We start from the raw sequence: 25,201 nt of genomic DNA on the forward strand, positions 1-25,201 counted from the left end.
TTAAGCACTTCCCCTGTACAAATTTTCAAATCTCTCTTCTTTGTTTTCCTGGGTAAGACTTTTATAATAAGCTGAAGGTGTTTGGCCAATGATTTCTTTAAAATAACGATTAAAAGAAGATTTTGATTTAAATCCTGCTTCGTATGCAAAGGATAAAAAATTAATATTCTCATTTTTCTCGATAGCTTTTTCTACGATATTTTTAAAATAATCAATCCTGTATTCATTGATATAACGATAAAAGGGTTTGTTTTTATACCCATTCAGCATTTCGCTGATCTGATACTTATTGATCTCCGTTTTATGAGCCAGTTCATCAAGATTTAAATCACAATTTCTGAATAATTCCTGTCTTTTCATCGAAGAATCCATTTTATGCCACAACTCATTGAATTTCAATTCATAATCAATTGTATTTAAAACAGTATTAGTTTGATGTACAGAAATTTTCACTCTATTATCGGAGTGGATCTCTTGAACATTCATCATTTCAGTTTTGAGACTTTTTCTTATGATTAAAAGACAAATCATTAACAATAAAAAGTAAGCGATGCATCGTATCGAAATATTAATAATATGGGCATCTTCCGGTCTGATATAGAGCAGGGTTTTAGAAATAATCACCCCGGATTCCATCAATAAAAGGCAGTACGAGATCCTCGTAATAATATCATATTCAATACTGTCAAGGGTTTTAGATTTGCTTTTTCTTGCAATAAGAATGCTTTTTACAGGATAATACAAATTCACCATAAAAATTAGATCCAGACTGAAATCATTGTAAAGATCCAATAAATTCTGATCAACATGATTGAGAATAACAAAAACACACGAAATGGTAAAATAAGCGATCATCAGCAAAAAGAGAGGTATAAAAATATACCACTTACTGGCGATGGAAAATCCTTTTTTTGTTTTGCTTAACATATATAAATAAACCAAAGGACCATAACACACACCAATAAACGTATTCATCTGCTGTCTGATACTTTCATCGGGAATAAAATTGAAGATCACAAATTTTATGATCAAATGAACCGCAATGGCTGAAAGCAGAAAAATAAACAGATAATTCGAAGGTGATTTCCTTTCTTTAAACTGTAAAAGCCAAAGTGCTACAAGTGCCTGAAAGGCTCCAATAATGATAATGTATTGCATTCCTTAGGTTTTTTACAAAAATAAATACAAAAAGAAGACTTATTCATTGTGGAGTTATTATATATCTATTACAATTTTTGCATGCTTATTAATATACGGTTCATAAATAAATAACAATTAGTTAAATCAATGTAATCAACTGTTAATCAGACAGTGTAGAGTATCAATCCAACGAGTGATACGTTTGTGATGATGATTTTTTTTGAAGGACGATAAAGAATAACAATCTGTCCAATTTTGTCAAAAAAAACGATGAACAACTCTATTGGTTTTTCAAAGCATAAGTCACGAATCATTCAGGTATCTGCTTTTTTCTTATTGGCTTCTTTTGGAACCATTCATGCACAAACTATTAAGGGAACTGTTGTAGGTAAAACAAACGGTGCCCTTCCCGGAGCTAATATTTCTATTGTAGATGCAGAAGCTAAAACCGTTTCATCTTTAGATGGAGATTTCAATATCCTGTCACCTAAATTGGGTGAGGTCAGCCTTAAAGTAGAATATATTGGCTACGAAACGAAACTCTTCCCGATTATCATTAAAGAAGGAACGAATGACATCGGATATATAACAATATCCCCTGAAGAAAAATCTGCTAAAGATAAGGTGGGAAATATACAGGAAGTTGTATTTACCAGATCCAATGCTTTAACGCAAGCCAAAGCCTATGAAATAAAAAAGAATAACAATGCCATTATGGAAGTTATTGCAGCAGATGCTATCGGAAAACTTCCGGATCGAAATGCTGCAGAAGCAGTACAAAGAGTTCAGGGAGTTGCAGTAGCAAGGTATCATGGGGAAGCAGATCAGGCAACAGTAAGAGGAACTCCTTTTGCATGGACTTCGGCATTATTCAACGGAAATCGTTTACCGAGTGCCAATGTTTTAGGAAATCGTTCTTTCGTCCTGGATGTTGTCCCTTCTGAATTGATCCAATTCGTTCAGGTTTCAAAGGCTATTACTCCTGATATGGATGGTGATGCGATTGGTGGAAGCATTAATTTTATAACAAGAACTGCCCCAGCAAAGAAAACCCTGAGTGTAAGTGGTGCTGGGGGTTATAATACATTTTCCCAGGATGGAACTTATAATGGATCCATTGTATATGGTGATCGTTTTTTCAAGAATAAACTTGGAGTCCTTTTATCGGGAGCTATTTGGGACAGACAGTGGGGAGCGGATTCATTTGATGTTACTTATAATACGGGTGCAGCCAGTGATGTTGAGAAAAAATCTATCAGTACCATTATGATGAAAAGATATATGGGAACTCGAAGAACGATAGGATTGAATGGAGGGCTGGAATATAAGTTCAATGCCAATAACAAAGTTTATTTCCGAGGGATGTTTAATAAATTTGATGATATCCGTCCTGTTTACGAATCGTATGTAGACTACACAAACACACGGTATCAGTATAATTTCAGATATTCTCACTATCAGACTGAATTGTATGGAATGGAGCTTGGAGGTGAACACAGTCTTTCCTCTAAATTAAGTCTGGATTGGATGCTAAGTGATTACCAGGCTAAATACTTCCTGGATACCCCGCCCACAAATGAAATTAAAGGGCTTCCGATCTCTACTTTCAGACAGAAAATAAACAGTGGATTCAATAATCTTTCCAGCGATGGAAAACGATATTGGGGATTTGATTCACCGAATGGAATAGGAGGTGAGTACCTGGATTACGGATCAGATGTAAAAGACCCTAATGAGCAGATGAATCCGAATAAATTATTGTTATCTCAGCTGGTCATTTCAAAACTGGATAATAATGAAAGGGATAAGATTGCAAGGGTGAACTTAAAATATGATGTTAATTCTAACATAACGTTGAAAGTTGGTGCTAAATACCGTGATAAAGACCGTACAAGTACATTCGGCTACAATGCTGTTTTTCTTCCCGGAGCTTCTTTAGGAATCCCAAATTCCCCTGCATTATTAAGCCTTTCTCAATTGACCACGACAGATCCGCCAACAGGAACTACTTTTCTGAATGGAATGAATGGAAATTACAATGCCTATGTGATGAGTCCGCCAACGAAAGATCAACTTTTCCAGATGTTTTCACCTGAGTTTATGCAACAGTTTGGATTCAAGGATTTCTCAAGTGCAGAATCCAATGCTACAAGTGTTTACACGGGAGAAGAATCTGTCTTTGCCACGTACGCTATGGCAGAAATTAAAGCCAGTGATAAATTTAAAATTGTAGGAGGGTTCAGAAATGAAACAACAAGATTAACCCTAAATGGTGCAAAAGCTACAAAAGAAGGAACGCCTGCAACGACAGTGATCAGTCCATCGGTTGTAGAAAGCAACTATAATGCGTTTTTGCCTATGCTTCATTTGCGGTATAATCTGTCACCAAAAGCAAGTCTGAGATTCGCCTATACGAGATCATTTATCCGTCCCAATTTTGGAGATATGTCACCAGGGTCAAGTATTGACAATACTTCAAATCCCTTTACCATTACAAGAGGAAATCCTGATTTGAAGCCTACATTCAGTCATAATTTTGACATGATGGGTGAATACTATTTCAATAATATTGGGATTCTTTCAGGCGGGGTATTTTATAAAAAGATTTCAAATATCGTTTTTTCAGATACTTCCATGCTGAATATCGGAGGAACAGATTATATGGTTACCCAATCTAAAAACCTTCAGTACTCCAATCTTTTCGGTTTTGAAGCGGGAATCAATAAACGTCTTGACTTCTTACCAGGATTCTGGAATGGCTTTGGGGTAGAATTTAATTATACATTCATCGACTCAAAAGTAGAGGTTCCAAGAACTATAAATGGTATTCAATACTTTGATAAAACGACCCTTCCTAACCAGTCCAGGAATCTCTTTAACGCGATTCTGTATTATGAAAGTAAAAAGCTAATGATTCGTCTTGCTGGAAATTACAGAGGCAAATCAGTGGAAACCATCAATCAGAAATTAGGTCCTGATTACTATATCTGGTCGGATAAGAATTTTACTGTTGATTTCTCTGCAAGTTATGATATCAGTAAAAAAGTGAAGATTTTCATAGAGCTGAATAATTTAAGCAATGAAAGCCTCAGGTTATACATGGGTGATAACAAAAAAAGGGTGACTTCAAACGAATGGTATGGAAGCAGAGGACAAATGGGGGTTCGTTGGCAAATATTTTAAAATTAAAATAAGATAAATGAAAAAATTAATAGTAACAATGACCATGATGGTTGCATTGGGAGCAACAGCAAATGCACAGATCAGCGACAGTCTTCGTCGTGTTGTAAAAATGGAAGGCGCTTATAATTTCAGAGATACAGGAGGCTACAAAACAGCAGATGGTAAAGAAGTGGTATTGGGGAAAGTATACCGAAGTGACGCCATTGATAAATTGTCAGATAAGGATTTAAAAACATTTAAAGATAAAAAGATTGTAACTGTAGTAGATTTCAGAGGAATTGAAGAAGCTAAAAAAGCTCCGGACAGACTTCCGCAAAATACAGCATACCTTCTTTGCCCGGCAGGAAGTAATAATCTTCCGACAGCTCAGGATATGGCAAAGTTTCTAAAGGATAAAAATTTCCTTTTCGATATGTATGGAGAGGGTGGACTACCTTACTTTGGAGAGCGATACAGACCTTTGTTCGTAAAACTGCTTACTTTACAGCCAAACGAAGCTCTTTTGTACCATTGCACGGGGGGAAGGGATCGAACGGGAATGGCTTCTGCCTTATTTTTAAAGATATTAGGAGTTCCTCAGGAGGTCATTGAAAGCGATTATGTAGCCTCCAATTTTTATCTGGCGAAAAATCCTACTATGAAGCAAATGTATTCCGGACTTTCTAAAATGGCAGGAATGAGTGAGAATGAAATCAAAAAGCAGATGGAACTAAGACCCGAATTGATCAGAAATTTCTTCGCAGCGATCAATAAAAAATATGGAAGTGTTGAAAATTTCTTTCAGGTAGAAATGGGAATCGGACCTAATGAAATAGCTGTTTTAAAGCAAAAATATACCCACTAAAACAATACTCAGTTAGATTTAAATAGAATAAGCTGTCTCCAATGTGAGGCAGCTTATTTGTTTATTTTTAACTAATTTTGAATGATGCAAATTTCTCCGCCAAAGCAATTAGCCTGCTATATCAAACATTATATCTTTTTAGAAAATCCTGAAAATGATAGTAAAAATATGCGCTTATTTGCGGACGGAAATACAGGTCTAATCATTTCTGCGGATATGAATATGCATGACAGTAGAAACAAAAATCTACCATTATCCTTTTTTTACGGACAGCCTACACACTATAAAGATCTCATAACGAAAGGTTCATTCTCGTTACTTGCTGTCGTTTTTCAACCTTATTTTTTTAATCTGCTTTTTAATGTTGCGGCAAAAGAAATCAAAAATGAGATCATTTCAAGTACAGATATTTTAAAGGATCAATTAATTCCGTTCCAGGAACGTCTTTATCAAAAAACTGATCCTTTATCTATTATTAATGATTTAAATGCATTCTTTTTGCAATTGATTTCTAAAAAAGAAACTTCAGATTTATGGCTTATAAAAGCTCAGCAATATCTTCTACAAAATAAAGGAACAGCATCCCTAAAGGATTTGGAGCATTTCACAGGATATTCTGAACGCCATCTTGAACGAAAATTCGAAAGTCATATTGGAATATCTCCCAAGAAATACAATACGATTATACGGCTGCATCACTTTCTAAGTCTGATGAAGAATGACACTAATAAAACAAATATGACCAGCCTTTCCTATGAAGCAGGATATTCCGATCAATCTCACCTGATCAAGGATTTTAAAAATACAATAGGGCTGACACCAAGTCAATATCTTAAAACGAAAAATAAGCTTGCTGTTAACTTTATAGAGCTGTAATGAGTTTTTTTGCTTGCAGATGAGGCAGATTTTTTATGATGCGGATTATTATTTTGAATTTTAAAATATTATCAAACATCTGCTCTATCTGCCAGATCCGCGAGAAAAGAGAAATCAAAAATCTGTGTAAATCTGAGTTATTTGTGGGAAATAAAACTAAACTACAAAAGTCACGAAAGTTTTTTAACACTTTAGTAATTTTAAGTTTCATACATGCTGCATAAAAAGTACACTTAAGTTCCTTAAAAATCAAAGATTTTAAAAATATTTAACGCTCATTAAATTGATAATAATAGTTTGGATTCCTACGGAATGACAACTTTGCGCATAAGCCAAAAGTCCATATTTGTCATTCCGTAGGAATCTAAACACTCTAAATTATTAAAATGGATAACCATCTGTTTGATCTGCGAGAAACAAAATCATAACCAATAAATGGCGGTTTTTTACAATTTCCGATTCTTCAGTCCATCTACTTTTGCTTAAAAAAAAATATGAACAATCTTAAAATTGCAACCGCACAATTCGAAAATAAAAGTGGGGACAAAGCTTATAATCTTTCAGTAATAGAAAAACTAAGTAAAGAAGCCGCTGCTAAAGGCTCACACATTATCGCATTTCATGAATGCTCCATTACCGGATATACTTTTGCAAGAAAGCTCAACAGAGAACAAATGCTTGAGATTGCCGAAATAATTCCTGATGGTAAAAGTATTCAAAGATTACAAAAAATAGCATCCGAAAATAATATTACCATATTAGCGGGCCTTTTTGAAAAAGACGAACATGATAACCTGTTCAAAGCGTATGTATGCGTTGATAAAAATGGACTCGTAGCGAAGTACCGGAAATTACATCCTTTTATTAATCCTCATCTTAGACCGGGAGAACAATATTGCATTTTTGAGATCCATGGATGGAAGTTTGGAATTTTAATCTGCTACGATAACAATATTATTGAAAACGTAAGAGCAACCAAACTCCTGGGTGCAGAGGTTATTTTCATGCCTCATGTTACTATGTGTACGCCTTCTTCCAGACCTGGAGCAGGATTTGTAGACCCGATACTTTGGGAGAACAGGGAGACTGATCCTACTTCATTACGTCTTGAATTTGATGGCATGAAGGGAAGGGACTGGCTGATGAAGTGGCTTCCATCAAGAGCTTATGATAATGGAATCTATGTTGTTTTTTCAAATCCTATTGGAATGGATGATGATCAGCTTAAAAATGGATGTTCTATGGTCATTGATCCTTTTGGAGATGTTCTGTCGGAATGCCGTTCATTCGAAGACAGCTTTGTGACTGCAACGATTCATCCTGAAAAGCTAACACAAGCCGGCGGATCCCGTTATGTCAAAGCGAGAAGACCTGAGCTATATCGGGATATCATCGGGCAGGAACATCAATCTGAACAAAAAGTAGTATGGCTTCCATCAGAAAATGATTAAATGAAACCCAAAATTCCCAGGATATGACTACTTTTATTACCTAAATTTGTGCTTTCATTACCAAAAAAGATGTCATGGAAATTAAAGAGAGATTAGCAATAATAGGAGGTCTGGGCACACTGGCTGGAGGGGATTTATTTTTTAAACTTTTGAAATCTCCAAAAGTTCTGGCAAATCAGTTGAACTATCATTTTACATTTGAGCAAAAGCCCTATCAACAGATGGATGTGCCTTTGCATCACAAAGAAGATATCCAGTCGAGAAAGTTTTATGCCTATAATATCTGCAAGAGATTTGAAGAACAGAATATGACTAAAATTCTCTTACCGTGTTTTGCCAGTCATTCTTTTTTAAATGAACTTCAGACAGAAATAACGATTCCCATTATTAGTCTCTATGATGCAATACTTGAGCATCTGAAGACGACCTTACAAAAAGGGGCAAGGATCGGGATTTTGACCTCTAATTTTATTAAAGATTCGTCTGTCCTTCATACTTATTTTAAAGACTATGAATTGATATTTCCAAAGCAACAGGATCAGTTAATGGATGCCATATATGATGAAAAAGGAATTAAAAATGGGGTTCTGAACGGGTTTCCTTTAGAACACATTTACGATATATGCTCTGAATTGGAACATCAGTGCGAGGTCATTTTGCCATGCATTACAGAGATCTCACTGGTAACAGATTCGTTAAGAAAAAGAGGAATAAAGGTCATTGATATCAATCAGGTCTATGCTGATTATGCCTTAAATAATAAGGATAAAAAACATTCAAGACCTTTTAAACTTGGGATTTTAGGCGGAGTAGGCCCTTCAGCAACCGTTGACTTCATGAATAAGGTTGTTAAAAATACTTCAGCAAAAAAAGATCAGGATCACATCAAAATGATTGTAGAGCAGAACCCTCAAATTCCTGACAGAACGGCTCATCTCATCCATAATGATACAGATCCTACCATTGCGATGTTCTCTACCTGCAAACAGTTGGAAGCAGAAGGAGCGGATGCCATTGCTATTCCATGTAATACTGCACATGCTTTTGTTAACAGCATCCAATCGCATCTTAGTGTTCCTATTATCAATATGCTGGATACAACCGCTAAGCATATTGTAAACCTGTTTGGGAGTAAAGTTAATGTAGGACTCCTGGCAACTACCGGAACTATTGAAAGTAAAGTGTATCACAATGTTCTGACGAGCTATGGTATTCATGTAAAGATTCCTGACCAGGAACATCAGCATCTTGTTATGAAGAGTATCTATGGCAGAGAAGGCATTAAGGCCGGCTATAATAATGGAGCCTGTAAAGAATATGTTTTGAAAGCAATACAACACTTGATTGATTCAAATGCTGACGTAATTATCCTTGGATGCACTGAGCTTCCATTGTTGTTTCAGGATCAGGAATTTCTGGTTAGTGGACATAAAAAGGTCCCCTTAATAGATCCCACACTCATTCTTGCAAAAGAATGTGTAAGAATCGCAGAACAGGTGTAAAAATATAATTTATTTAAAAAGGAGACAAAACAAACACCTATAATTGAACAAGGAATAGTAAATTTGTTACCAGAAAACCCAGTATGAAAGAAAATCCTGTACAAGCTTCCGTAGAGCCCTTAATCAATTATTTTAATAAACTGATTCCTTTAAATGAGCAGGAGCGTGAACTTGTTACAGAACTTTTCAAACCAAGATTGTACAGGAAAAAACAATATGTATTGCAGGAAGGAGATATATGTAATCAATTCAACTTTGTGGTTCGTGGATGTTTGCGTTTATACAAAGTAGATGAAAAAGGGAATACCCATATTATTCAGTTTGCTCCTGAAAATTGGTGGATCAATGATATCCGGAGTTTTCATAAAAAACTACCTTCAGAACTCAATATTGATGCTTTAGAAGATACGATGATCCTGCAGATCAACCATGAGAATTTAATTACACTGTATAAAAATGCCCCGAAATTTGACAGGATATTCAGGGTGTTGCTTGAAAATAGTTTTGTAACCATACAAAACCGCTTATTACAAAATATAAGTTCAACCGCTGAAGAACGCTATATCTCCTTTATACAAACCTATTCTCAGCTGTCTAACCGATTGTCACAGACACAAATTGCTTCTTTTTTGGGAATTACTCCCGAATTTCTCAGCAGAATGAGAGCAAGACTTGTTAAGCCGAAATCTTAAACCAGATCAAGACTCTTTCTTGACATAGTTTATTGGAAAAGAGGCTTCTTCCTGATGATATTTGTATTATAAATTTTAAAAAAAAATAATATGACAACATCATCAAAAGTAGCCGTGATCGGATTGGGAAATATCGGTCAGGCAGTAGCAGGAAACCTTGCAAAATCAAATACCCCATTTATTGCTGCTGATCGCAATACAGAAAAAGCAAAAGAACTTTCTGAAAAATGGAATGCACAGGCAAGTGATATTCCGGGAGCTGTAAAAAATGCAGACATTATTGTTTTGGCAATTCCTTTTGGGACAATTGGTGGGTTTATGAAAGATTATGCCGCGGATCTGGAAGGTAAAATCATTGTTGATCCATCTAATCCAATAGCTCCGGAAGAAGGGGGAGGATTCAAAAAAATTATCGGAGAAAAGGAATCAGCCGGAGAAATTAATGCAACATTTCTTCCTCAGCATGCCAAATTGGTTAAGGTATTAGGTACTTTGGGTGCCGGAACTTTGTCCCAGGCGGCGTTTCAGACTCCTGAAAAAGCAGTTTTATTCTATGCTACAGATGATACGAGCATTGATCCTCAGGTAGAAAAGTTAATTAATGATAGTGGTTTTGATGCTTTACGAATAGGAGGGATCAATCAGTCGATCAGGATTGAAGTTTTTGGTGATCTTCATGAATTCGGAGCATTGGGAAAACCAGTGACTTTATCAGAAGCAAAACAAAAAATTTAAAAGAGAGTGGAAAGTTGAGAGTTGAAAATTGAAAGTTACGAGATGCGGGTTTGAATGTTTTGGTGTTTTATAATCTTAGGATTTTAAATACATAAACAATTTTATCTTTAACCCATAATTTACAAATCTGACATCTAATATCTGATATCTAATTTTCAACTTTCCACTTTCCATTTTCAACTACCTAAACTTTTCTTCAAATCACTCCACGCTCCTCCATTATACACTTTTTTAAATCCTTTTTCTTTTAGGATCGTTTCAACTTTCACGCTTCTAAGCCCATGCGAACAAACCGTAATGTACGTTTTATCAGGATCCAGTTCGATATACCGTTCCCTGATTTCTCCTAAAGAAATATTCACTGAGCCTTTAATGTGCCCTGTTTTATATTCTTTTTCCGTTCGTACATCGAGAATTACCGCACCATTTTTCACCAATTGAGGCAACCCTTCATCGAGTGTTTGGTACTTATAAACCCGGTAAACGATATAAATACAGAGAATTATACCACATAAAGTCAATACATCTTTCATAATTTACTCAGGATTTTTTTATCAATATAAAAGGTTCCAAAAGGAACAAAGCATGCCAATAAAACCTTCCATGTTATTTCTTTGAATTTCCAATGCTGTTCTACACCCACACTCAGGGTATTAAAAAGAAACAGGAGGAATAATGTTCCGTGAACAGGTCCCATCATTTTTACAAGAGATGGGTTTCCCATCCAATATTTCATTGGAATGGCAATGAACACCAGGGTTAATAATGAAATTCCTTCTAAAATAGCAATGATGCGTAAGCGTCCGATTTTGGTTTTAAATAAATCTGTCATAATTATCTGAAATAAGGTCTGTTTGCAAGAGGAGAGAAGGGCCATGGAATGGCTATAAAAATGATGAATAGTCCAAAGCCAAACCATATCAACATTGTTTTAAATTTTTCTTTATCAGTCTGTTTACGTTTTGCCAATGCAGAGCCGATCGTTATAATAATAATGGAGACCAGCATCAGGAAAATATGGATCAATCCAAAAAATAACAGGTCAAAATTTTCTTTAGCGGTATTAAAGTTTTTCCAGAAGTAAGAAACAATCGGACTTTGAGAATAGAGCGTAATCCCTAAAACAAGCTGAATATGTGCAATGGTTGCGGTCCAATGCCTGACCGAGTCATCGGTTTTGGAAAATAAAGTATTTGAAGAATAGCCTTTGTAAGCCCGGAAGATGGCGGAAATAAGACTTAATAGAACCAGCCATCTGAAGATAGAATGAAGGAAAGTAAGTGTCTGATACATATACTGTTTTTAATACGCAGACAAAGATATAATAAAACATACTAATTAGTATGTTTTTTAGGAAAAAATTATTTGAGTGTTGTTAAATAAGACTTAAGTTGCTTTAAATAAGTCAGATAAACCGATTTGCTATTCTCTAATTTTCCTAAATTTCTAAGTCCCCAATACCCGGACATTACAAAAACAGCGACCCCTTTGGAGTTTGTTTCTTTATTTACCTGCCCATTTTCCTTCCCTTTTTCAATAGCAGAAATCATTGCGCTTTCCCATTGCTTTGAAAGATCATTAAGCGCTTTTGTAAATTCAATATTCCAGGGAGCCATTTCCTGTGTAAAGTTTGATGCCGGGCAGCCATATTCAACCTTTAAGAATTCGTCTTTCATTAAGAGAGAGTTCATCAGTTCGTAAATGGCTTCCAACGGATCGTCTGTATTTTGAAAAGGGGTAATAAAGGTATTTTTAAAGGAGGCGGACTTTAATAATTCATTGATGATGGCCAATCCCATTTCATCTTTTGTTTTAAAATGATAGAAAAAGGCTCCTTTTGTTACCTGTGTTGTTGCAATGATCTCATCTATACTCGTCGTCTGATAGCCTTTAGAATAGATCAATTCAAATGCTTTTTGAAGAATATTCAATCGGGTAGCTTCAGATTTTTTCATTGAGATACTGGTTGGTATTTTTTACAAATAAACAATTTTTTTTATTCATTTCAAATTCATTTCAAATACAATACGACAATTTTAAAATATCGAAAGTATTATTATTCTGATAATAAACTACTATTTAAGTAATTTTTATAATACAATAATTCATCGGAACTTTGTCCTGTTAAAATAACAAACAAAAACATAATACAATGAACGAACAAAACGAACTTTCGGTTTCCTATAAAACAGAAACCAAAAAGATAAAAAAGGGGCTTCCCACTGCACTTTGGGCATTAACGATCAGTGCATTTGGTATAGGAACTACAGAATTTGTAATTGTAGGTCTTTTACCTACAGTAGCCGGAGATCTGGGAATATCCATTCCATCTGCAGGATTGCTGGTAAGTCTGTACGCAATAGGAGTCGCAATCGGAGCGCCTGTACTGACCGCATTAACAGGAAAAGTTCCGCGTAAGATACTTCTGGTTTCTATCATGATATTATTTGTCATTGGGAACGGTTTAGCTTCCATAGCACCAGGATTTATCACCTTGATTTTAGCCCGAATTTTAACTGGTTTTGCACACGGTGTGTATTTTTCTATAGGATCAACGATTGCGGCATCTTTGGTTCCTGAAGAAAAAAGGGCAACTGCTATTTCCATTATGTTTGCAGGACTTACGTTGGCTATTGTTACGGGCGTTCCTCTTGGAACATTTATCGGACAGCATTTCGGATGGCGTGCCACCTTCATCGGTGTTGCTATTTTAGGAATTATTGGCTTACTTGCCAGTATGATTCTTGTCCCTAATCATCTACAAAACGGGAAGACTGCTTCTTTGAAACAGCAATTAAAAGTATTGGGCAATAAACGCTTGATTTTTGCCTTTTTAATGACAACAATGGGATATGGAGGAACATTTGTAGTTTTCACTTATTTATCGCCAATCTTACAGGAAATAACAGGGTTAAAAGAATCTGTTGTAACCCTGATCTTATTGATCTATGGTATAGCGATCGCTTTGGGTAATTTGATTGGTGGAAGACTAGCCAATAAAAATCCGTTAAAAGCATTATTATGGATGTTTATTGCTCAAGGTCTGGTTCTGTTTGCTTTTTATTTCACAGTACACAGTCCGATATTCAGTATCATTACATTATTCCTTCTTGGTGCATTATCTTTTGCAAGTGTTCCGGGATTACAATTATTAGTGGTTCAGATTGCTGAAAAAGAACTTCCGGGAACTGAAGATGTGGCATCAGGAATTAATATCGCAGCATTCAATATCGGTATTGCTATTGGATCTTATGCCGGTGGACTGATTGTTACATCATCCTTAGGAATAGGAAGTACACCATGGATTGGAGGTTTATTCCTGGTAATTACGGTTTTCATAACATTGTATAGTATCCGTCTTGGAAAAAAGCTTTTGAGAAAATAAAATCGAAATAAAATCTTATTTATTAATATAAAACTCACTCCAAAAGGAATGAGTTTTTTTAATACGCTTTTTAGCTAAGCTTTGCACAATGTGAACATAATGGTTTTCCACCAGTTCCAGATCTTCTGTTTCTTGTTTCAATGTTATTCCCTTCTGTACAACTAGTGTTGTTGTGATGCACAGTTGCATGAATTTCACTGCTGTGCCATGGTGATGTTTTTGCCATAATAATAAATATTTAAATTCAAATAGCAATGTACATACAAGGTATTGTAAATAATTACGGGAAACCATTTGCATAGATTTTTTTTATGCTTTTTAATAGATACATTTGCAGTCATTATTTCTAAATGCAATCACCTATGATAACAATCAATTCTGAACACATATATGACATATCAGATGCTCTTTTTGTTTTTGCCCTGGAATCTGAAGCCGCAGATTTGTTTGAGCACACTCACACACTCATTACAGGTATAGGAAAAGTAAATGCAGCATCAGCACTAACCAGAGAAATTCTTTTGAAAAGGCCGAAACTGATTATCAATCTTGGTTCTGCAGGAAGTCAAAGTTTTACGAAAGGAGAGGTGATTTGCTGTACAAAGTTTATTCAGCGTGATATGGATGTACGGGGACTTGGTTTTAAAATGTACGAAACACCATTATCCGGAATACCCCCATTGTTAGAATATGGATTAAAAATGGACGGATTAAAGGAAGGAACTTGCGGAAGTGGAGATAGCTTTGAGATGGATCATATAGAAACAGACTATAATATTGTAGATATGGAAGCGTACCCTTTAGCCTTGATCGCCATGAAGGAACAAATCCCTTTTCTCAGCCTGAAATATATTTCCGATGATGCAGGAAGTGATGCTGCGGATGACTGGGCCGTACAGGTACATCTGGCTGCCGAAGCATTTAGCAAATTATTATTCTAAAATACTGGCAGGACATCCAAAAATTTCAGGGATAATCGATATAATTTTCTTACAAAGTAGATTTTTTATTTATAAAATTATTTAATTTTGTAACCTATCAATCAAATGACCACCAGTTCTTATGATCTGGTGGTTCTTATTTGAATCAAATGATCTGATCAATTAAATTCAGAAAGCCCATGCAGCCAAAAAACAGTGCATCCATCAGAATCCCTATGGGAGATTTTGATGTTTATCTCTTATCAGACGGATATTTTGGAATCGGAGATCCACAACCGATTTTAGCCCCGGAAATTGCAAAAGAAAACGTTCATAATGCGCTGAAAGAATTATACTTACCCGCATCGGATTATGAAATACCTATTACGACACTTTTCATTAAAAAAGAGAGTCAGAATATTCTTGTAGATACAGGTGAGGGGTATCATGATCCTTTAAATGCAGGATGGCTTCAGAATAGCCTGTTCGAAATAGGGATTTCCCCGGAAGATATTACAGATATACTGATCACTCATGCTCACCGTGATCACATTGGTGGAATCCTGCTTCAGGATGGAAAAAGAAGATATCCCAATGCTCAATATTATATTTCTGCACCCGAATATAATTTCTGGACTTCTGAAGAAAGAGATTTTTCCGAAAGTAAACTATCTTCTTTTCCGACCGGAGAGATACAAATACAAACGCTGGAAGCTATTAAAAATGACCTGACTATTTTTGAGCCTGGTGAAGTATTGTTTTCATGCATCAGGACAGAAGCTGCACCGGGACATACCCCAGGACATATTATTTTCCATGTATTTTCCGGAGATCAATCCATTACACATCTGGTGGATCTGGTTCATTCTTCCTTATTGGTTGCTTACCCCGAGTGGGGAACACAGTGGGATGTTAACTTTGAAGAAGGAATAGCAACAAGGAAGCGTATTTTAGAGCGTTGTTACCTTAATACTACTTTAGTAACCACCTGCCATCTTCCATGGCCTGGAATAGGCTATATTGGAAAAACAGAACAGGGCTGGCAATGGATCCCAAAAGCACAATCAGACCCTTATTCAATAAGGATCTGATAGATTGTAAGTTTATTGTATTAATTAAAGCTCCAGAAACTGGTCCTGCAAAGGTTTAAGAAATTTTCATCAATGCTTTGATTGTTTTGTGAGTAGAATAAAAATTCTGTACACCCATACACTTTAGCATTCATTATTTGGCCGGATAAGGTCGTTTCATTTTTCCATTCCAGGGTAGCATTCAAAGACAGGGAGATCTTTCCTTCATGGTCAGAAATAGCACCTGAGATGTTCTGTACTTCAACCGGGCTATTCAGGTGGGTATATAAATATTTTTTTACAGAAGGATCTAAAAAGCGTAACGTCATATCTCTGACAATGCCTACTCCTGAAAAATTCCCGGATCTGATCCGTTCGTAGGCTATAAAGTCATTTAATGCATCTACAATATTTGCTCTGTCCTGAAGCTTTACAATATAGTAATCTTCTATTTTATGAGCAGTCCATAGATTACCGGTAACAATTTGTGAATTCATGATGGTTAGTTTTGTTTAAATTTAATAGAAAATTTTCCCACTCACAATTTTTAATTCATTTTCTTTTTCCATATTTTTTATAACACGGATAACAGTTTCCACACGAAGTCCTGTCAAAGAAGCCAATTGCTGCCTGGTTAAAGGGATCTGGAAAGAAAAAGGAGTCTTATTCTCATCATAGCTTTTAAGGTAATCCATCAATAATTTAAGTTTGGAAGTTGGATTTTGAAAGGAAAGATTATAAAGCATAATGTATTTATAATACATCCGTTCTGCCAGACATTGATAGATGTTATTTGAAATATCAGGATTTTCCTTCATTAAAAGTAAAAAATCAGATTTCGATAATTTCAGAATCTCAGAGGGATTCAATGTTTCTGCATTCATAGGGTAGGGCTTATCTACAAATAATATAGATTCGCCAAAGCTCTGCCCATCGGAAAAGATGTTCTGAATGAATTCTTTTCCATCCTCTGTATAATTGTTAAGTTTAATCTTACCCTTAAGAATCTGATAATAATATATAGAAAACTCTCCTTCTCGAAATATCATTTCGTTCGCTTTGTAATTTTTAATTTCGGCCCCATAAGAAAGCAATAGATCTTCATTTATCATATTAATGGTACTCTATAGATTAAAAATTAAACATAAGGTTACGTACAAACCTTCTTTATTTTAGTAAAGAGAACGTAATTTTTACTCATTTCCTAAAAATACCATACCACATCAATACCACATTTTTGTTGAAAAGCAGATTTTATGATGATAGATTTACCTATACTAAAACATTGCGTATGATCATAAAAAGTAGAGAAAACATCGTTGTAAATTTGAATCCACAGTAAAAAACATTGAATTGTAGCAGAAAGATAGGGATAGGGATCCACGTGGTATCTATGTGGTATTTCAATTCAGGAAAAATTTAATCATTTTTTCTTTCTTTGCCTTTATTAAGGCAAACTTTACTTTTTAGTTTTTTTGATATATTTTTTAATAATCAAATTAGACGAACGAGTCAAGAGTGATGATCCTGCTAAAATAATAGTGAGAAAAAGAATTTGATTCTTTAACAATGTTATAGACCACAGTGTTATTGAATTTAGTAGAGATGAGAAACATATTATGAAAAACGAAAAACCTGGATTTAATTTAGAAGATTTAAACGAAAAATTTTTTGCACAAGATGAGATCATAGCATTAGCTAAAGAAAACTCACCACGCCTATTGAATAAATTCAGACTAGTTTACCCCAATTTCCTTGAAAAAATATCTCTTATACAACCAGATCTTAAAAATTCAGAATTGATTTTCTGTGTGTATTTAAAACTGAACTTATCGACCAAAGAGATTGCTACCTATACGTTTGTAACCCCAAAAGCGATTCAAAATCGAAAAAACCGGCTTAGAAAAAAGCTCTTCATCCCATCCGAAATGGATATTTACAAATGGTTCAATAATTTATAACAAGATCTAAAACTGTACAGATGTTTTTTTGAGATCATGATACAGCAATATATTCCAATGATTTTCTTCTGCTTGTTTTTGCCATATTTGCCGTAATTCCATTGCTTTTCTGCCATCAAAATCACTTTTGTAGGCAAGGTGGTAATGTAAGTAGGCTTCCTGCGGGAGGTCATCAGCTCCATAAAAAGCAGTTTCTCCACCTTCGGTAATCCAGAATACCTGCATAAAAGGGGTATGCCCGCCAACAACCTCATAAGAAATTTCATTGGTAAGCTGTCCCTTATCATCATCCATCCACACGATATTAGGTAATTGTATCAGCCTTTCCAGCACCTCAAAATCGAATGAGGGGTTTCCTTTATTTTGAAGGGCAAAGGATAGTTCTCTTCTCTGGATATATAGTTTTGCATTAGGAAAAGTAGCTTCAAATCCATTTTCTGTCTGCTGCAAAGCTCCTTCAATATGATCTTTATGAAGATGCGAAAAAAGGACCTTGGTAATCTGTTTAGGATCAACATTTTCTTTTTTTAAAATCTCAAAAACAACAGGATTTCCATCCCAGACCTGCATCCAAAAGGATATGATCACTTTCAGTAACAATCAGGAAAGGTTGAACGGCCATTTTTATTCCTTGCGCCAGATCTATTTTTTCTGTCGTTAACAGGCTGAAGTCTTTGGTTGGACTGGCTACAAAATTACCTTCTTTTAAAGGGATGATTTTCATGCTACAAATTTCCTGATTATTTCTAAGAAGTAAAAACTTTATTTTTCGATGCCAACCATCGGTAAAACCGATGATAGATTAAGATTGTCTGGTTTTTCTTCTGCTGCAATGTCCTTTTTAAATGATCTATTCGTAATTTTGTGTAGTAAGAATAAAAATATGAGCTCAATAATAGTAAACAAGGCTTTCCTTGAAGATATGGAGACGATACAGGAGATTGGAAAAGAAACTTTTTCTGAAACTTTTTCAGGAAGTAACTCAAAAGAAGAAATGGATCTGTATCTGGAAGAGAGTTTTAATAAAAATAGACTGACCCGTGAATTGAGTAATCCGGAATCCTTTTTCTTTATTGCCTGGGAGGAAGATCATCCGATCGGATATCTGAAACTGAATTCAGGATCTGCCCAAACAGAATTGCAGGATGAAATTTCTCTTGAAATTGAACGGATCTACGTAAAAAGCAGTCATTATGGAAAAAAGGTAGGTCAGTTACTTTATGATAAAGCTCTGGAAATAGCAAAAGAGAAGAAAAAAACATATATCTGGCTAGGGGTGTGGGAGGAAAACCCGAGAGCCATCAATTTTTATAAAAAGAATGGGTTTATAGAATTTGACAAACATATCTTCCGACTTGGAAATGAAGAACAGACCGATCTTATGATGAAAAAAATCCTGGAATAATGCATTTCTAAATTTCATAAATCTCAGCATCGGTAAAAACAAAAAATTGCCCTCCTTTAGGCAGGTTTTTTGTATCCAATCCGGTAAACTCACTATACGCAGGAAGCAACAACTGATTAGTGGTTTGTACAAAACACGGAAGGCGGATATTTTTTACAGGGGAATTAATTACAAATCCAGGATGAATATGCCCGGTAATTTGAAATTTTGGATTCGATTTGTCGAAATCGTGAACAAATATGATATCATTTAACTCTAAGATATCTGCTTTAAAATCCAGACACAGTTTTTCTTCCAACACCTTTGAAATCCGGTCGTGGTTTCCTTCAATCAGATAGAACTTTAAATCAGCGTATTGATTTTTCCACACGCAAAATTCATCCACATCCGAATTGTTTCCGGCATGGAGAAGGTCCCCAACAATAATGAACTTCTCAGGTTGGAAATAAGCAATTAATACGGATAGCCTCTCGAGATCACTTTTCATCACATGATTAGCCAGTGCAATTCCATTCTTCCTGAAATGGGCGGTCTTGCCAATATGAAGATCTGATAAAATCAACGCCTTTTCCTTTTTCCAAAATACAGCACGCTGGTTGGTGAGGGTGAGGGTTTCAGTTTGGATGGTGATGTTCTTTGTTGTAATATTCATGGAGCGTGAAAGTTTGAGAGTGCTAGAGTTACAGGTTACGAGTTACGGGTTACGGGTTTACAGGACAAAATTATAGATTATTGATTAAAGCAATCTTTTCTCTTTATTCTTTTTTCTACACTTAAGTTCAACTTTCCATTTTCAATTTTCAATTTTCAACTTTCAACTTTTTTTCCCTTTACGCGCCTGTTCTATCAGTTTTTGTATCCTTACATCTAAACCTTCACTTGAAAGAGTCTGGCGGAGACTATCCACTTTGATCGGGAAACTTAAAGGAGTAAAAGTATTGGAATATTTTAAAATGACTTTGGATTTCTCTATTCTTTTAAAAGCCTCTACAAGTCTTTGCTCCTGGAGCTGCATATTAAAAACTTCTGTATACGCCTGCCGAACTAGAAAATGATTGGGATCATAATCTTCCAGTACTTTAAAAATGAGGCCTGCTGAACTTTGTAAGGCTTTATTGGAACGTTGCTGTCCCGGAAAATTCTGGATAACCATTCCTGAAATAACAGCAATATCACGGAACTTTCTGCGTGCCATTTCAGCGGAGTTAATGCTTGAAATAACATCTACCATCAGATTATCTCGGGTTAAAATTTTCTGTAGATTTTCCTCATTAATAGGAATTTCTTTATCACTGAACAGTTCAAACCCATAATCATTCATTGCCATAGAGAAAGAGATAGGAGCAAGCTTAGAAATTCTGAATGCAATTAATGCAGCCATAACCTCATGAACCAGGCGTCCCTCAAAAGGATACATAAATAAATGATAACCTTCTCTGTTTTTTATTAATTCTACCAGAAACTCATTTTCTTTTGGAATATGCGAGGTCTTTTCCTGATTAGTGAGCAGAGGATGTAAAAACTGAAGCTCCTTTTCTGAAGAAGCAGGATTCAAAGCGCCTGACAATTTTTCTCTTAGAAATGTACTTAAATTAGAACTTAGAGGCAATCTTCCCCCAAGATAACTCGGCACCAATGCTTTCCCCTTCGCCAAACGCACATAGGCAGTCATATCTTTAACCATTGCCACTTCAAGTACTCTTCCTGCCAGAATAAATTTTTCTTCTTTTTTAAGCTTTGAAATAAAGTATTCTTCAACCATCCCAATATAGCCTCCGGAGATAAATTTTACTTTAAGCATTGCATCACTTACAATAGCTCCCATATTCATTCGATGGAGCATAGCTATTTTACGGGAGGTCACTTTAAATAATCCGTCCTCCATAATAACTACCTTATGAAATTCTTCATAGCTTTTCAAAGCACTCCCTCCAATGGTTAGAAAATCAATAATCCCTTTCCATTCTTCATCTCTGATTTCCTGAAAAGAATAGACTTTTTTTATTCTTTCGTAAGCTTCATCAGGATAGAAGCCGTCACCAACAGCCAGAGTCATCAGAAACTGAACAAGAACATCAAAACACAGCACCTGTGGTTCGCGGGGTTCAATCACTTTTTGCTTTACAGCTTCTTTTAACGCTGCAACTTCAATCAGCTCCAGAGAGTGAGTGGGAACACAATATATTTTAGAGGTTTCGAAAGGGGAGTGCCCGCTTCTTCCTGCCCGTTGTAGAAATCTGGCGACTCCTTTTGCCGACCCTATTTGAATCACAGTATCAACAGGTTTAAAGTCAATACCTAAATCTAAAGATGAAGTAGAGACCACTGCTTTTAATTTACCACTGCTTAGATTTTCTTCGATCCATATTCTTAAATGGGCATCAATAGAACTGTGGTGTATAGCAATTTGTCCTGCGAAATCCGGATAGGCATTCAACAACAACTGATACCACATTTCACTCTGGCTTCTCGTATTGGTAAAAACGATTGTAGATTTGGATTCTAAGATAATGGGGACAATCTTATCAGCAAGCTTGGCACCCAAATGTCCCGCCCAGGGTAAGATTTCTACTTCATCCGGAAATACCGGAATGATATCAATTTTTTTATGTTGTTTTGCTGTAATTTTTACCTTTTTAACAGCATAAGGAATTAATACTTCCAATGCTTCATCGAGATTACCTATAGTTGCTGTAATTCCCCATATTTTTACTTTTGGAACGTATTTTCTAATCTGGGAAATACCGAGTTCTACCATGACCCCTCTTTTAGAACCAAGCAGTTCATGCCATTCATCAACCGCAATACAGTGCATATTTTTGAAGAATCGCGAATGTTCCTTCTGAGCCAGAAGCAAATGAAGACTTTCAGGGGTTAAAACCAGGATTTCAGGCATGTTTTTCACCTGCTTCTGTCTTGTTTTAGGATCGGTATCTCCATTTCTTACACCAACGGCCCAATCTAAGCCAATCTCACTGATGGCTTCTTCCATGGCTTTGGCAATATCCTTTGAAAGAGAGCGGAGAGGAGTGATACAGATCATTTTAAGCCCTTTTTTATATTTTTCAGGGTGATTAAGAAAATCGGTGATCAGGGCTAAAAAAACAGAATAAGTCTTCCCAAAACCGGTAGGAGCAATGACCATTCCACTGTATCCATTTCCAAACTTCCACCAGGTATCCGTCTGGAACTTAAATGGAGCATTCCCTTTTTGGGCCATCCATTGCTGAATGACCTTAAATCCGTTGGTATTTTCAAAAGCAGTCAAATTATTGTATCAGTTTTTTTATTTCTTCGAGATCGTCTATTTCATCCACCGTTTTGTCTTTCCGCCATCTTACAATTCTTGGAAAACGTAGGGCAACACCACTTTTATGACGGCTGCTGAAACCTATTCCTTCAAAAGCAATTTCAAAAACAAGCTCAGCTTTCACGGTTCTCACAGGACCGAATTTTTCGATAGCATTCTTATTGACATAGCGGCTGACCTCCATGATTTCCTTATCAGTTAAGCCTGAATAAGCTTTAGCAATCGTCACTAAGGAATCTCCGTTTTTAACAGCAAAACTATAATCAGTATAGTAAGCACTTCGCCTTCCGCTTCCTTTCTGTGCATAAATTAACACTGCATCAATGGTCATTGGGCTTATTTTCCATTTCCACCAATCTCCTTTTTTTCGTCCTGAATGATAAGGGGAATCTTTTTTCTTGAGCATTAAACCTTCACTATTGATATCCCGGGAATTTTCCCGGATCTGATCCAGTTCTTCCCATTTTTCAAAGTTTATGATCTCGGACAGCTGAATTTTCTCAGGATGTTCATTCAGAAAAAGTTCTTCAAGCATCGCCCTCCTTCCCCCAATCGGTTTTTCCCTCAGGTCATTTCCTTCAAGTTCAATAAGATCATAAACAAATATCTCAATGGGAATATCAGCAAGCATCTTTTTCGTTACATTTTTGCGGTTTAATCTTTTCTGCAATTCATTAAAATTTAAAACCTTACCCTCCTTTACCGCAAGTATTTCTCCATCTAAAACAAAATTCCCTTTCATAGCCTGAACAGCTTCTTTAATCTCCGGAAATTGCTCTGTAACAAGTTCCTCTCCCCGGGACCAGATAAAGACTTCATCATTTCTCCTGATGATCTGTCCGCGGATTCCATCCCATTTATATTCGACTATCCAGTCATCCGGTTTACCTAATTCCTGAAGTTCTTTTTCTAAAGGATAGGCAAGGCAGAATGGATATGGCCGTGAATTATCAGCATTTACTTTCTCCGCAGAGATCAGTTCCTGAAAAGATACTTCATTAGGATTCCATTTTCCCATCATGCTGTGCATCAAGGTACTTGCTTCCTGTCCTGAATATTTTGTCAAAGCATTTATCAATGTCTTATCCGAGACTCCTATACGAAAACTTCCACCGAGTAATTTATTGAAAATCAACCGTTCGGTGTAATCCAATCCATTCCATGATTGCAAAACAAATTCTTTTTTTCAGTCTCTGTTCTATTTTTTAAGTCCTGGATATCATTCATCCATTGTGAAAGTGTCCGGTCTATTGTTTGAGCAGGAGTTGGAAGAATCAAGGAAAGTGTTTCTCCAAGGTCACCCACTGAAGAATAGCTTTCCTGAAAAAGCCAGAAAGGCAGTTTAGTAATTTCCAGAGCCCAATCTTTCATATAATTCGTATTGACATTTCTTTTCGGTCTTTTCCCTGTAAACAAGGCAATGAACCAGACTTTATCTTCATCAGGAGCACGTTCAAGATAATCGATGATGGCATCGATCTTAGCATTCGTTTTATTGGTGCTTTCTAAGGCGTTGATCAGTTCTGCAAAATGTCTCATGGGTTCGAGTTACGGGGTTATGGGGTTCGAGGGGGTTAGACTGGGTTAAAAGTTGCGAGGTTCGGTATCGTAGTTCATAATTATTATTTTTGCACTAACTTCTAACTTCTAACTTCTAACTTCTAACTTCTAACTTTCAATTTTCAACTTTCAATTCATTATCGTTCTCTTGCTCATCATCTCCAAACTGCGTTTGTACAACATCAGCTTTAATCCCTATTTCATTTAAATATTTTGAAAACACTTCTGTTTGTCCATGGGTAACATGTACAATTTCTGCTTCAGTAGCTTTTACAGCCTGTAATAACCCGGTCCAATCCGCATGATCACTCATCGCAAACCCTGCATCAGCGCTGCGCCATCTTCTGGCTCCCCGAACTTGCATCCATCCTGAACAGATTGCTGTTGCAGCTTCTGGTATGGTACGTATGATATTACTGTCCAGTAATGCAGGTGGGACAATCACAATTTCACCCAGTAAATGTTTTGTATTTTCTCTAAAATCAGGGATTTCATATTCCGGAAGAACAATTCCTGCACTTTCAAAAGCTTCATTCAGCTTTCCTATAGAGTAGTGAACATGGAGTTTCCCTAGTCCTTCCACCGCTTTCATTATACGCTGGGCTTTTCCCAGTGAGTACCCTACAAAAACAGATGTTTTCCCATTTTCTTTGTTTCGTAATACCCAATTCTGTAGTTTTTTATTAAGCTCGTCAATTTCTAACCAGTTATAAATAGGAAGTCCAAAGGTACTTTCCGTAACAAATTCATTACATCTTACCAGTTCAAAGGGCGTACTCAGTCCATCATCCTGTACTTTATAATCTCCTGAAATAACACTTACATAGCCTTTATATTCCAGTCTTATCTGCGCGGAACCGATGATGTGGCCGGCAGGATGAAGAGAGACTTTAACCCCGTTGATGGTCGTTACTTCACCATATTCAACACTTTGACACTCAATATCAGGAGCAATTCTCTGATATAAAATAGGTTTGGTAAAGTGATGACAGAAATATTTTTTCATTCCCCAGCGGGCATGATCGGCGTGTCCATGTGTAATAATTGCAAGGTCAACAGGCCTCCAGGGGTCAATGTAAAATTTTCCCTGCGGACAATAAATCCCTTTTGATGTGAATGTAATTAGTTTCAAATGAATCGTATTTTGTTATCTATAAAGAATTTAAT

The 25,201-nt window shown here is 36.0% G+C and carries 24 protein-coding genes and 1 pseudogene; 12 read left to right on the forward strand and 13 right to left on the reverse strand.

The genetic code is table 11. From position 1 onward, the window contains the following. A complete protein-coding gene (locus CEY12_RS03260) occupies positions 1–1,158 on the reverse strand; it encodes a helix-turn-helix domain-containing protein (RefSeq protein ID WP_089026328.1) in 1,158 nt (385 codons plus the stop codon). A gap of 252 nt (positions 1,159–1,410) precedes the next feature. On the opposite strand from CEY12_RS03260, the gene CEY12_RS03265 reads away from it, so the two are divergent. The 7 genes from CEY12_RS03265 (at position 1,411) to CEY12_RS03300 (ending at position 10,423) form a co-directional block, all read left to right on the forward strand. After that, the gene (locus CEY12_RS03265; protein WP_089026329.1) at positions 1,411–4,323 is read left to right on the forward strand and encodes a TonB-dependent receptor; all 2,913 of its coding nucleotides are present in this window, start codon (positions 1,411–1,413) and stop codon (positions 4,321–4,323) included. A 16-nt stretch (positions 4,324–4,339) separates the two neighbouring features. Beyond that, entirely contained in the window at positions 4,340–5,167 is an 828-nt protein-coding gene (locus tag CEY12_RS03270) for a tyrosine-protein phosphatase (RefSeq protein WP_089026330.1), read from the forward strand. 81 nt (positions 5,168–5,248) lie between these two features. Beyond that, positions 5,249–6,043, forward strand: a complete 795-nt coding sequence (locus CEY12_RS03275) for a helix-turn-helix domain-containing protein (RefSeq protein ID WP_089026331.1) — start codon at positions 5,249–5,251, stop codon at positions 6,041–6,043. Positions 6,044–6,537: 494 nt separating this feature from the next. Next, on the forward strand, positions 6,538–7,494 hold the full coding sequence (locus CEY12_RS03285) for a nitrilase family protein (protein ID WP_089026333.1): 957 nt from the start codon (positions 6,538–6,540) through the stop codon (positions 7,492–7,494). A gap of 74 nt (positions 7,495–7,568) precedes the next feature. Then, positions 7,569–8,996, forward strand: a complete 1,428-nt coding sequence (locus CEY12_RS03290) for an amino acid racemase (protein ID WP_089026334.1) — start codon at positions 7,569–7,571, stop codon at positions 8,994–8,996. Between the two features lie 83 nt (positions 8,997–9,079). Continuing rightward, a complete protein-coding gene (locus tag CEY12_RS03295) occupies positions 9,080–9,688 on the forward strand; it encodes a Crp/Fnr family transcriptional regulator (protein ID WP_089026335.1) in 609 nt (202 codons plus the stop codon). A gap of 90 nt (positions 9,689–9,778) precedes the next feature. Further along, complete coding sequence (locus CEY12_RS03300; protein ID WP_089026336.1) at positions 9,779–10,423, forward strand: NADPH-dependent F420 reductase; 645 nt, start codon at positions 9,779–9,781, stop codon at positions 10,421–10,423. Between the two features lie 176 nt (positions 10,424–10,599). Here the strand turns inward: CEY12_RS03300 and CEY12_RS03305 are convergent, their stop codons facing one another. The 4 genes from CEY12_RS03305 to CEY12_RS03320 all read right to left on the reverse strand — a co-directional run bounded on the left by CEY12_RS03305 (position 10,600) and on the right by CEY12_RS03320 (position 12,378). After that, positions 10,600–10,956, reverse strand: coding sequence for a rhodanese-like domain-containing protein (locus CEY12_RS03305; RefSeq protein ID WP_089026337.1), 357 nt, complete (start codon positions 10,954–10,956; stop codon positions 10,600–10,602). Beyond that, positions 10,953–11,255, reverse strand: coding sequence for a DUF3817 domain-containing protein (locus CEY12_RS03310; RefSeq protein WP_089026338.1), 303 nt, complete (start codon positions 11,253–11,255; stop codon positions 10,953–10,955). Before CEY12_RS03310 ends, CEY12_RS03305 begins: the two co-directional genes overlap by 4 nt. A 2-nt stretch (positions 11,256–11,257) precedes the next feature. Then, positions 11,258–11,716, reverse strand: a complete 459-nt coding sequence (locus CEY12_RS03315) for a hypothetical protein (RefSeq protein WP_089026339.1) — start codon at positions 11,714–11,716, stop codon at positions 11,258–11,260. A gap of 68 nt (positions 11,717–11,784) precedes the next feature. Continuing rightward, on the reverse strand, positions 11,785–12,378 hold the full coding sequence (locus CEY12_RS03320) for a TetR/AcrR family transcriptional regulator (protein ID WP_089026340.1): 594 nt from the start codon (positions 12,376–12,378) through the stop codon (positions 11,785–11,787). Between the two features lie 197 nt (positions 12,379–12,575). On the opposite strand from CEY12_RS03320, the gene CEY12_RS03325 reads away from it, so the two are divergent. The 3 genes from CEY12_RS03325 (at position 12,576) to CEY12_RS03335 (ending at position 15,819) form a co-directional block, all read left to right on the forward strand. Further along, positions 12,576–13,808, forward strand: a complete 1,233-nt coding sequence (locus CEY12_RS03325) for an MFS transporter (protein ID WP_089026341.1) — start codon at positions 12,576–12,578, stop codon at positions 13,806–13,808. Between the two features lie 362 nt (positions 13,809–14,170). After that, positions 14,171–14,749: a nucleosidase gene (locus tag CEY12_RS03330; protein ID WP_089029770.1), complete on the forward strand. Its 579-nt coding sequence runs from the start codon at positions 14,171–14,173 to the stop codon at positions 14,747–14,749. 179 nt (positions 14,750–14,928) lie between these two features. Further along, positions 14,929–15,819: an MBL fold metallo-hydrolase gene (locus tag CEY12_RS03335; protein ID WP_089026342.1), complete on the forward strand. Its 891-nt coding sequence runs from the start codon at positions 14,929–14,931 to the stop codon at positions 15,817–15,819. Between the two features lie 20 nt (positions 15,820–15,839). Here CEY12_RS03335 and CEY12_RS03340 read toward each other — a convergent pair whose 3' ends face one another. Together CEY12_RS03340 and CEY12_RS03345 are read right to left on the reverse strand one after the other, a co-directional pair. Beyond that, the gene (locus CEY12_RS03340) at positions 15,840–16,295 is read right to left on the reverse strand and encodes a PPC domain-containing DNA-binding protein (protein ID WP_089026343.1); all 456 of its coding nucleotides are present in this window, start codon (positions 16,293–16,295) and stop codon (positions 15,840–15,842) included. A gap of 21 nt (positions 16,296–16,316) precedes the next feature. Beyond that, complete coding sequence (locus CEY12_RS03345; RefSeq protein WP_089026344.1) at positions 16,317–16,910, reverse strand: Crp/Fnr family transcriptional regulator; 594 nt, start codon at positions 16,908–16,910, stop codon at positions 16,317–16,319. 507 nt (positions 16,911–17,417) lie between these two features. Between CEY12_RS03345 and CEY12_RS03350 the strand changes: the two genes are divergently transcribed. Then, the gene (locus CEY12_RS03350) at positions 17,418–17,759 is read left to right on the forward strand and encodes a helix-turn-helix transcriptional regulator (RefSeq protein WP_089026345.1); all 342 of its coding nucleotides are present in this window, start codon (positions 17,418–17,420) and stop codon (positions 17,757–17,759) included. Positions 17,760–17,765: 6 nt separating this feature from the next. Here CEY12_RS03350 and CEY12_RS03355 read toward each other — a convergent pair whose 3' ends face one another. Then, on the reverse strand, positions 17,766–18,347 hold the full coding sequence (locus CEY12_RS03355) for an MBL fold metallo-hydrolase (protein ID WP_317043951.1): 582 nt from the start codon (positions 18,345–18,347) through the stop codon (positions 17,766–17,768). Next, positions 18,295–18,483, reverse strand: a complete 189-nt coding sequence (locus CEY12_RS22790; protein ID WP_317043952.1) for a hypothetical protein — start codon at positions 18,481–18,483, stop codon at positions 18,295–18,297. The genes CEY12_RS03355 and CEY12_RS22790 overlap by 53 nt, the downstream gene beginning before the upstream one ends. A gap of 159 nt (positions 18,484–18,642) precedes the next feature. Between CEY12_RS22790 and CEY12_RS03360 the strand changes: the two genes are divergently transcribed. Next, positions 18,643–19,164, forward strand: a complete 522-nt coding sequence (locus CEY12_RS03360) for a GNAT family N-acetyltransferase (RefSeq protein ID WP_089029771.1) — start codon at positions 18,643–18,645, stop codon at positions 19,162–19,164. A 7-nt stretch (positions 19,165–19,171) separates the two neighbouring features. Here the strand turns inward: CEY12_RS03360 and pdeM are convergent, their stop codons facing one another. The 4 genes and pseudogenes from pdeM to CEY12_RS03380 form a co-directional block, all read right to left on the reverse strand. Then, the gene (gene pdeM, locus CEY12_RS03365) at positions 19,172–19,816 is read right to left on the reverse strand and encodes a ligase-associated DNA damage response endonuclease PdeM (protein WP_089026346.1); all 645 of its coding nucleotides are present in this window, start codon (positions 19,814–19,816) and stop codon (positions 19,172–19,174) included. A 162-nt stretch (positions 19,817–19,978) separates the two neighbouring features. Then, positions 19,979–22,384, reverse strand: coding sequence for a ligase-associated DNA damage response DEXH box helicase (locus tag CEY12_RS03370; RefSeq protein ID WP_172821062.1), 2,406 nt, complete (start codon positions 22,382–22,384; stop codon positions 19,979–19,981). A 49-nt stretch (positions 22,385–22,433) separates the two neighbouring features. Continuing rightward, a pseudogene (locus tag CEY12_RS03375) lies at positions 22,434–24,013 on the reverse strand (ATP-dependent DNA ligase). 136 nt (positions 24,014–24,149) lie between these two features. Further along, positions 24,150–25,166 carry a ligase-associated DNA damage response exonuclease gene (locus tag CEY12_RS03380; RefSeq protein WP_089026348.1) on the reverse strand — a complete coding sequence of 339 codons (1,017 nt, stop codon included), beginning with the start codon at positions 25,164–25,166 and terminating at the stop codon, positions 24,150–24,152. Positions 25,167–25,201: the final 35 nt, after the last annotated feature.

The organism is Chryseobacterium sp. T16E-39 (genome assembly GCF_002216065.1).
GTDB lineage: Bacteria > Bacteroidota > Bacteroidia > Flavobacteriales > Weeksellaceae > Chryseobacterium.

Excerpts from the sequence above, each read along its gene's own strand:
- CEY12_RS03330 (WP_089029770.1), top strand. The coding sequence starts at position 14,171 with ATGATAACAATCAATTCTGAACACATATATGACATATCAGATGCTCTT.
- CEY12_RS03360 (WP_089029771.1), top strand. The coding sequence starts at position 18,643 with ATGAGCTCAATAATAGTAAACAAGGCTTTCCTTGAAGATATGGAGACG.
- CEY12_RS03265 (WP_089026329.1), top strand. The coding sequence starts at position 1,411 with ATGAACAACTCTATTGGTTTTTCAAAGCATAAGTCACGAATCATTCAG.
- CEY12_RS03305 (WP_089026337.1), bottom strand. The coding sequence starts at position 10,956 with ATGAAAGATGTATTGACTTTATGTGGTATAATTCTCTGTATTTATATC.
- CEY12_RS03325 (WP_089026341.1), top strand. The coding sequence starts at position 12,576 with ATGAACGAACAAAACGAACTTTCGGTTTCCTATAAAACAGAAACCAAA.
- CEY12_RS03320 (WP_089026340.1), bottom strand. The coding sequence starts at position 12,378 with ATGAAAAAATCTGAAGCTACCCGATTGAATATTCTTCAAAAAGCATTT.
- CEY12_RS03350 (WP_089026345.1), top strand. The coding sequence starts at position 17,418 with ATGAAAAACGAAAAACCTGGATTTAATTTAGAAGATTTAAACGAAAAA.
- CEY12_RS03340 (WP_089026343.1), bottom strand. The coding sequence starts at position 16,295 with ATGAATTCACAAATTGTTACCGGTAATCTATGGACTGCTCATAAAATA.
- CEY12_RS03260 (WP_089026328.1), bottom strand. The coding sequence starts at position 1,158 with ATGCAATACATTATCATTATTGGAGCCTTTCAGGCACTTGTAGCACTT.
- CEY12_RS03300 (WP_089026336.1), top strand. The coding sequence starts at position 9,779 with ATGACAACATCATCAAAAGTAGCCGTGATCGGATTGGGAAATATCGGT.
- pdeM (WP_089026346.1), bottom strand. The coding sequence starts at position 19,816 with ATGAATATTACAACAAAGAACATCACCATCCAAACTGAAACCCTCACC.
- CEY12_RS03295 (WP_089026335.1), top strand. The coding sequence starts at position 9,080 with ATGAAAGAAAATCCTGTACAAGCTTCCGTAGAGCCCTTAATCAATTAT.
- CEY12_RS03270 (WP_089026330.1), top strand. The coding sequence starts at position 4,340 with ATGAAAAAATTAATAGTAACAATGACCATGATGGTTGCATTGGGAGCA.
- CEY12_RS03290 (WP_089026334.1), top strand. The coding sequence starts at position 7,569 with ATGGAAATTAAAGAGAGATTAGCAATAATAGGAGGTCTGGGCACACTG.
- CEY12_RS03315 (WP_089026339.1), bottom strand. The coding sequence starts at position 11,716 with ATGTATCAGACACTTACTTTCCTTCATTCTATCTTCAGATGGCTGGTT.
- CEY12_RS03335 (WP_089026342.1), top strand. The coding sequence starts at position 14,929 with ATGCAGCCAAAAAACAGTGCATCCATCAGAATCCCTATGGGAGATTTT.
- CEY12_RS03345 (WP_089026344.1), bottom strand. The coding sequence starts at position 16,910 with ATGATAAATGAAGATCTATTGCTTTCTTATGGGGCCGAAATTAAAAAT.
- CEY12_RS03275 (WP_089026331.1), top strand. The coding sequence starts at position 5,249 with ATGATGCAAATTTCTCCGCCAAAGCAATTAGCCTGCTATATCAAACAT.
- CEY12_RS03370 (WP_172821062.1), bottom strand. The coding sequence starts at position 22,384 with ATGGCCCAAAAAGGGAATGCTCCATTTAAGTTCCAGACGGATACCTGG.
- CEY12_RS22790 (WP_317043952.1), bottom strand. The coding sequence starts at position 18,483 with ATGAAAATCATCCCTTTAAAAGAAGGTAATTTTGTAGCCAGTCCAACC.
- CEY12_RS03310 (WP_089026338.1), bottom strand. The coding sequence starts at position 11,255 with ATGACAGATTTATTTAAAACCAAAATCGGACGCTTACGCATCATTGCT.
- CEY12_RS03285 (WP_089026333.1), top strand. The coding sequence starts at position 6,538 with ATGAACAATCTTAAAATTGCAACCGCACAATTCGAAAATAAAAGTGGG.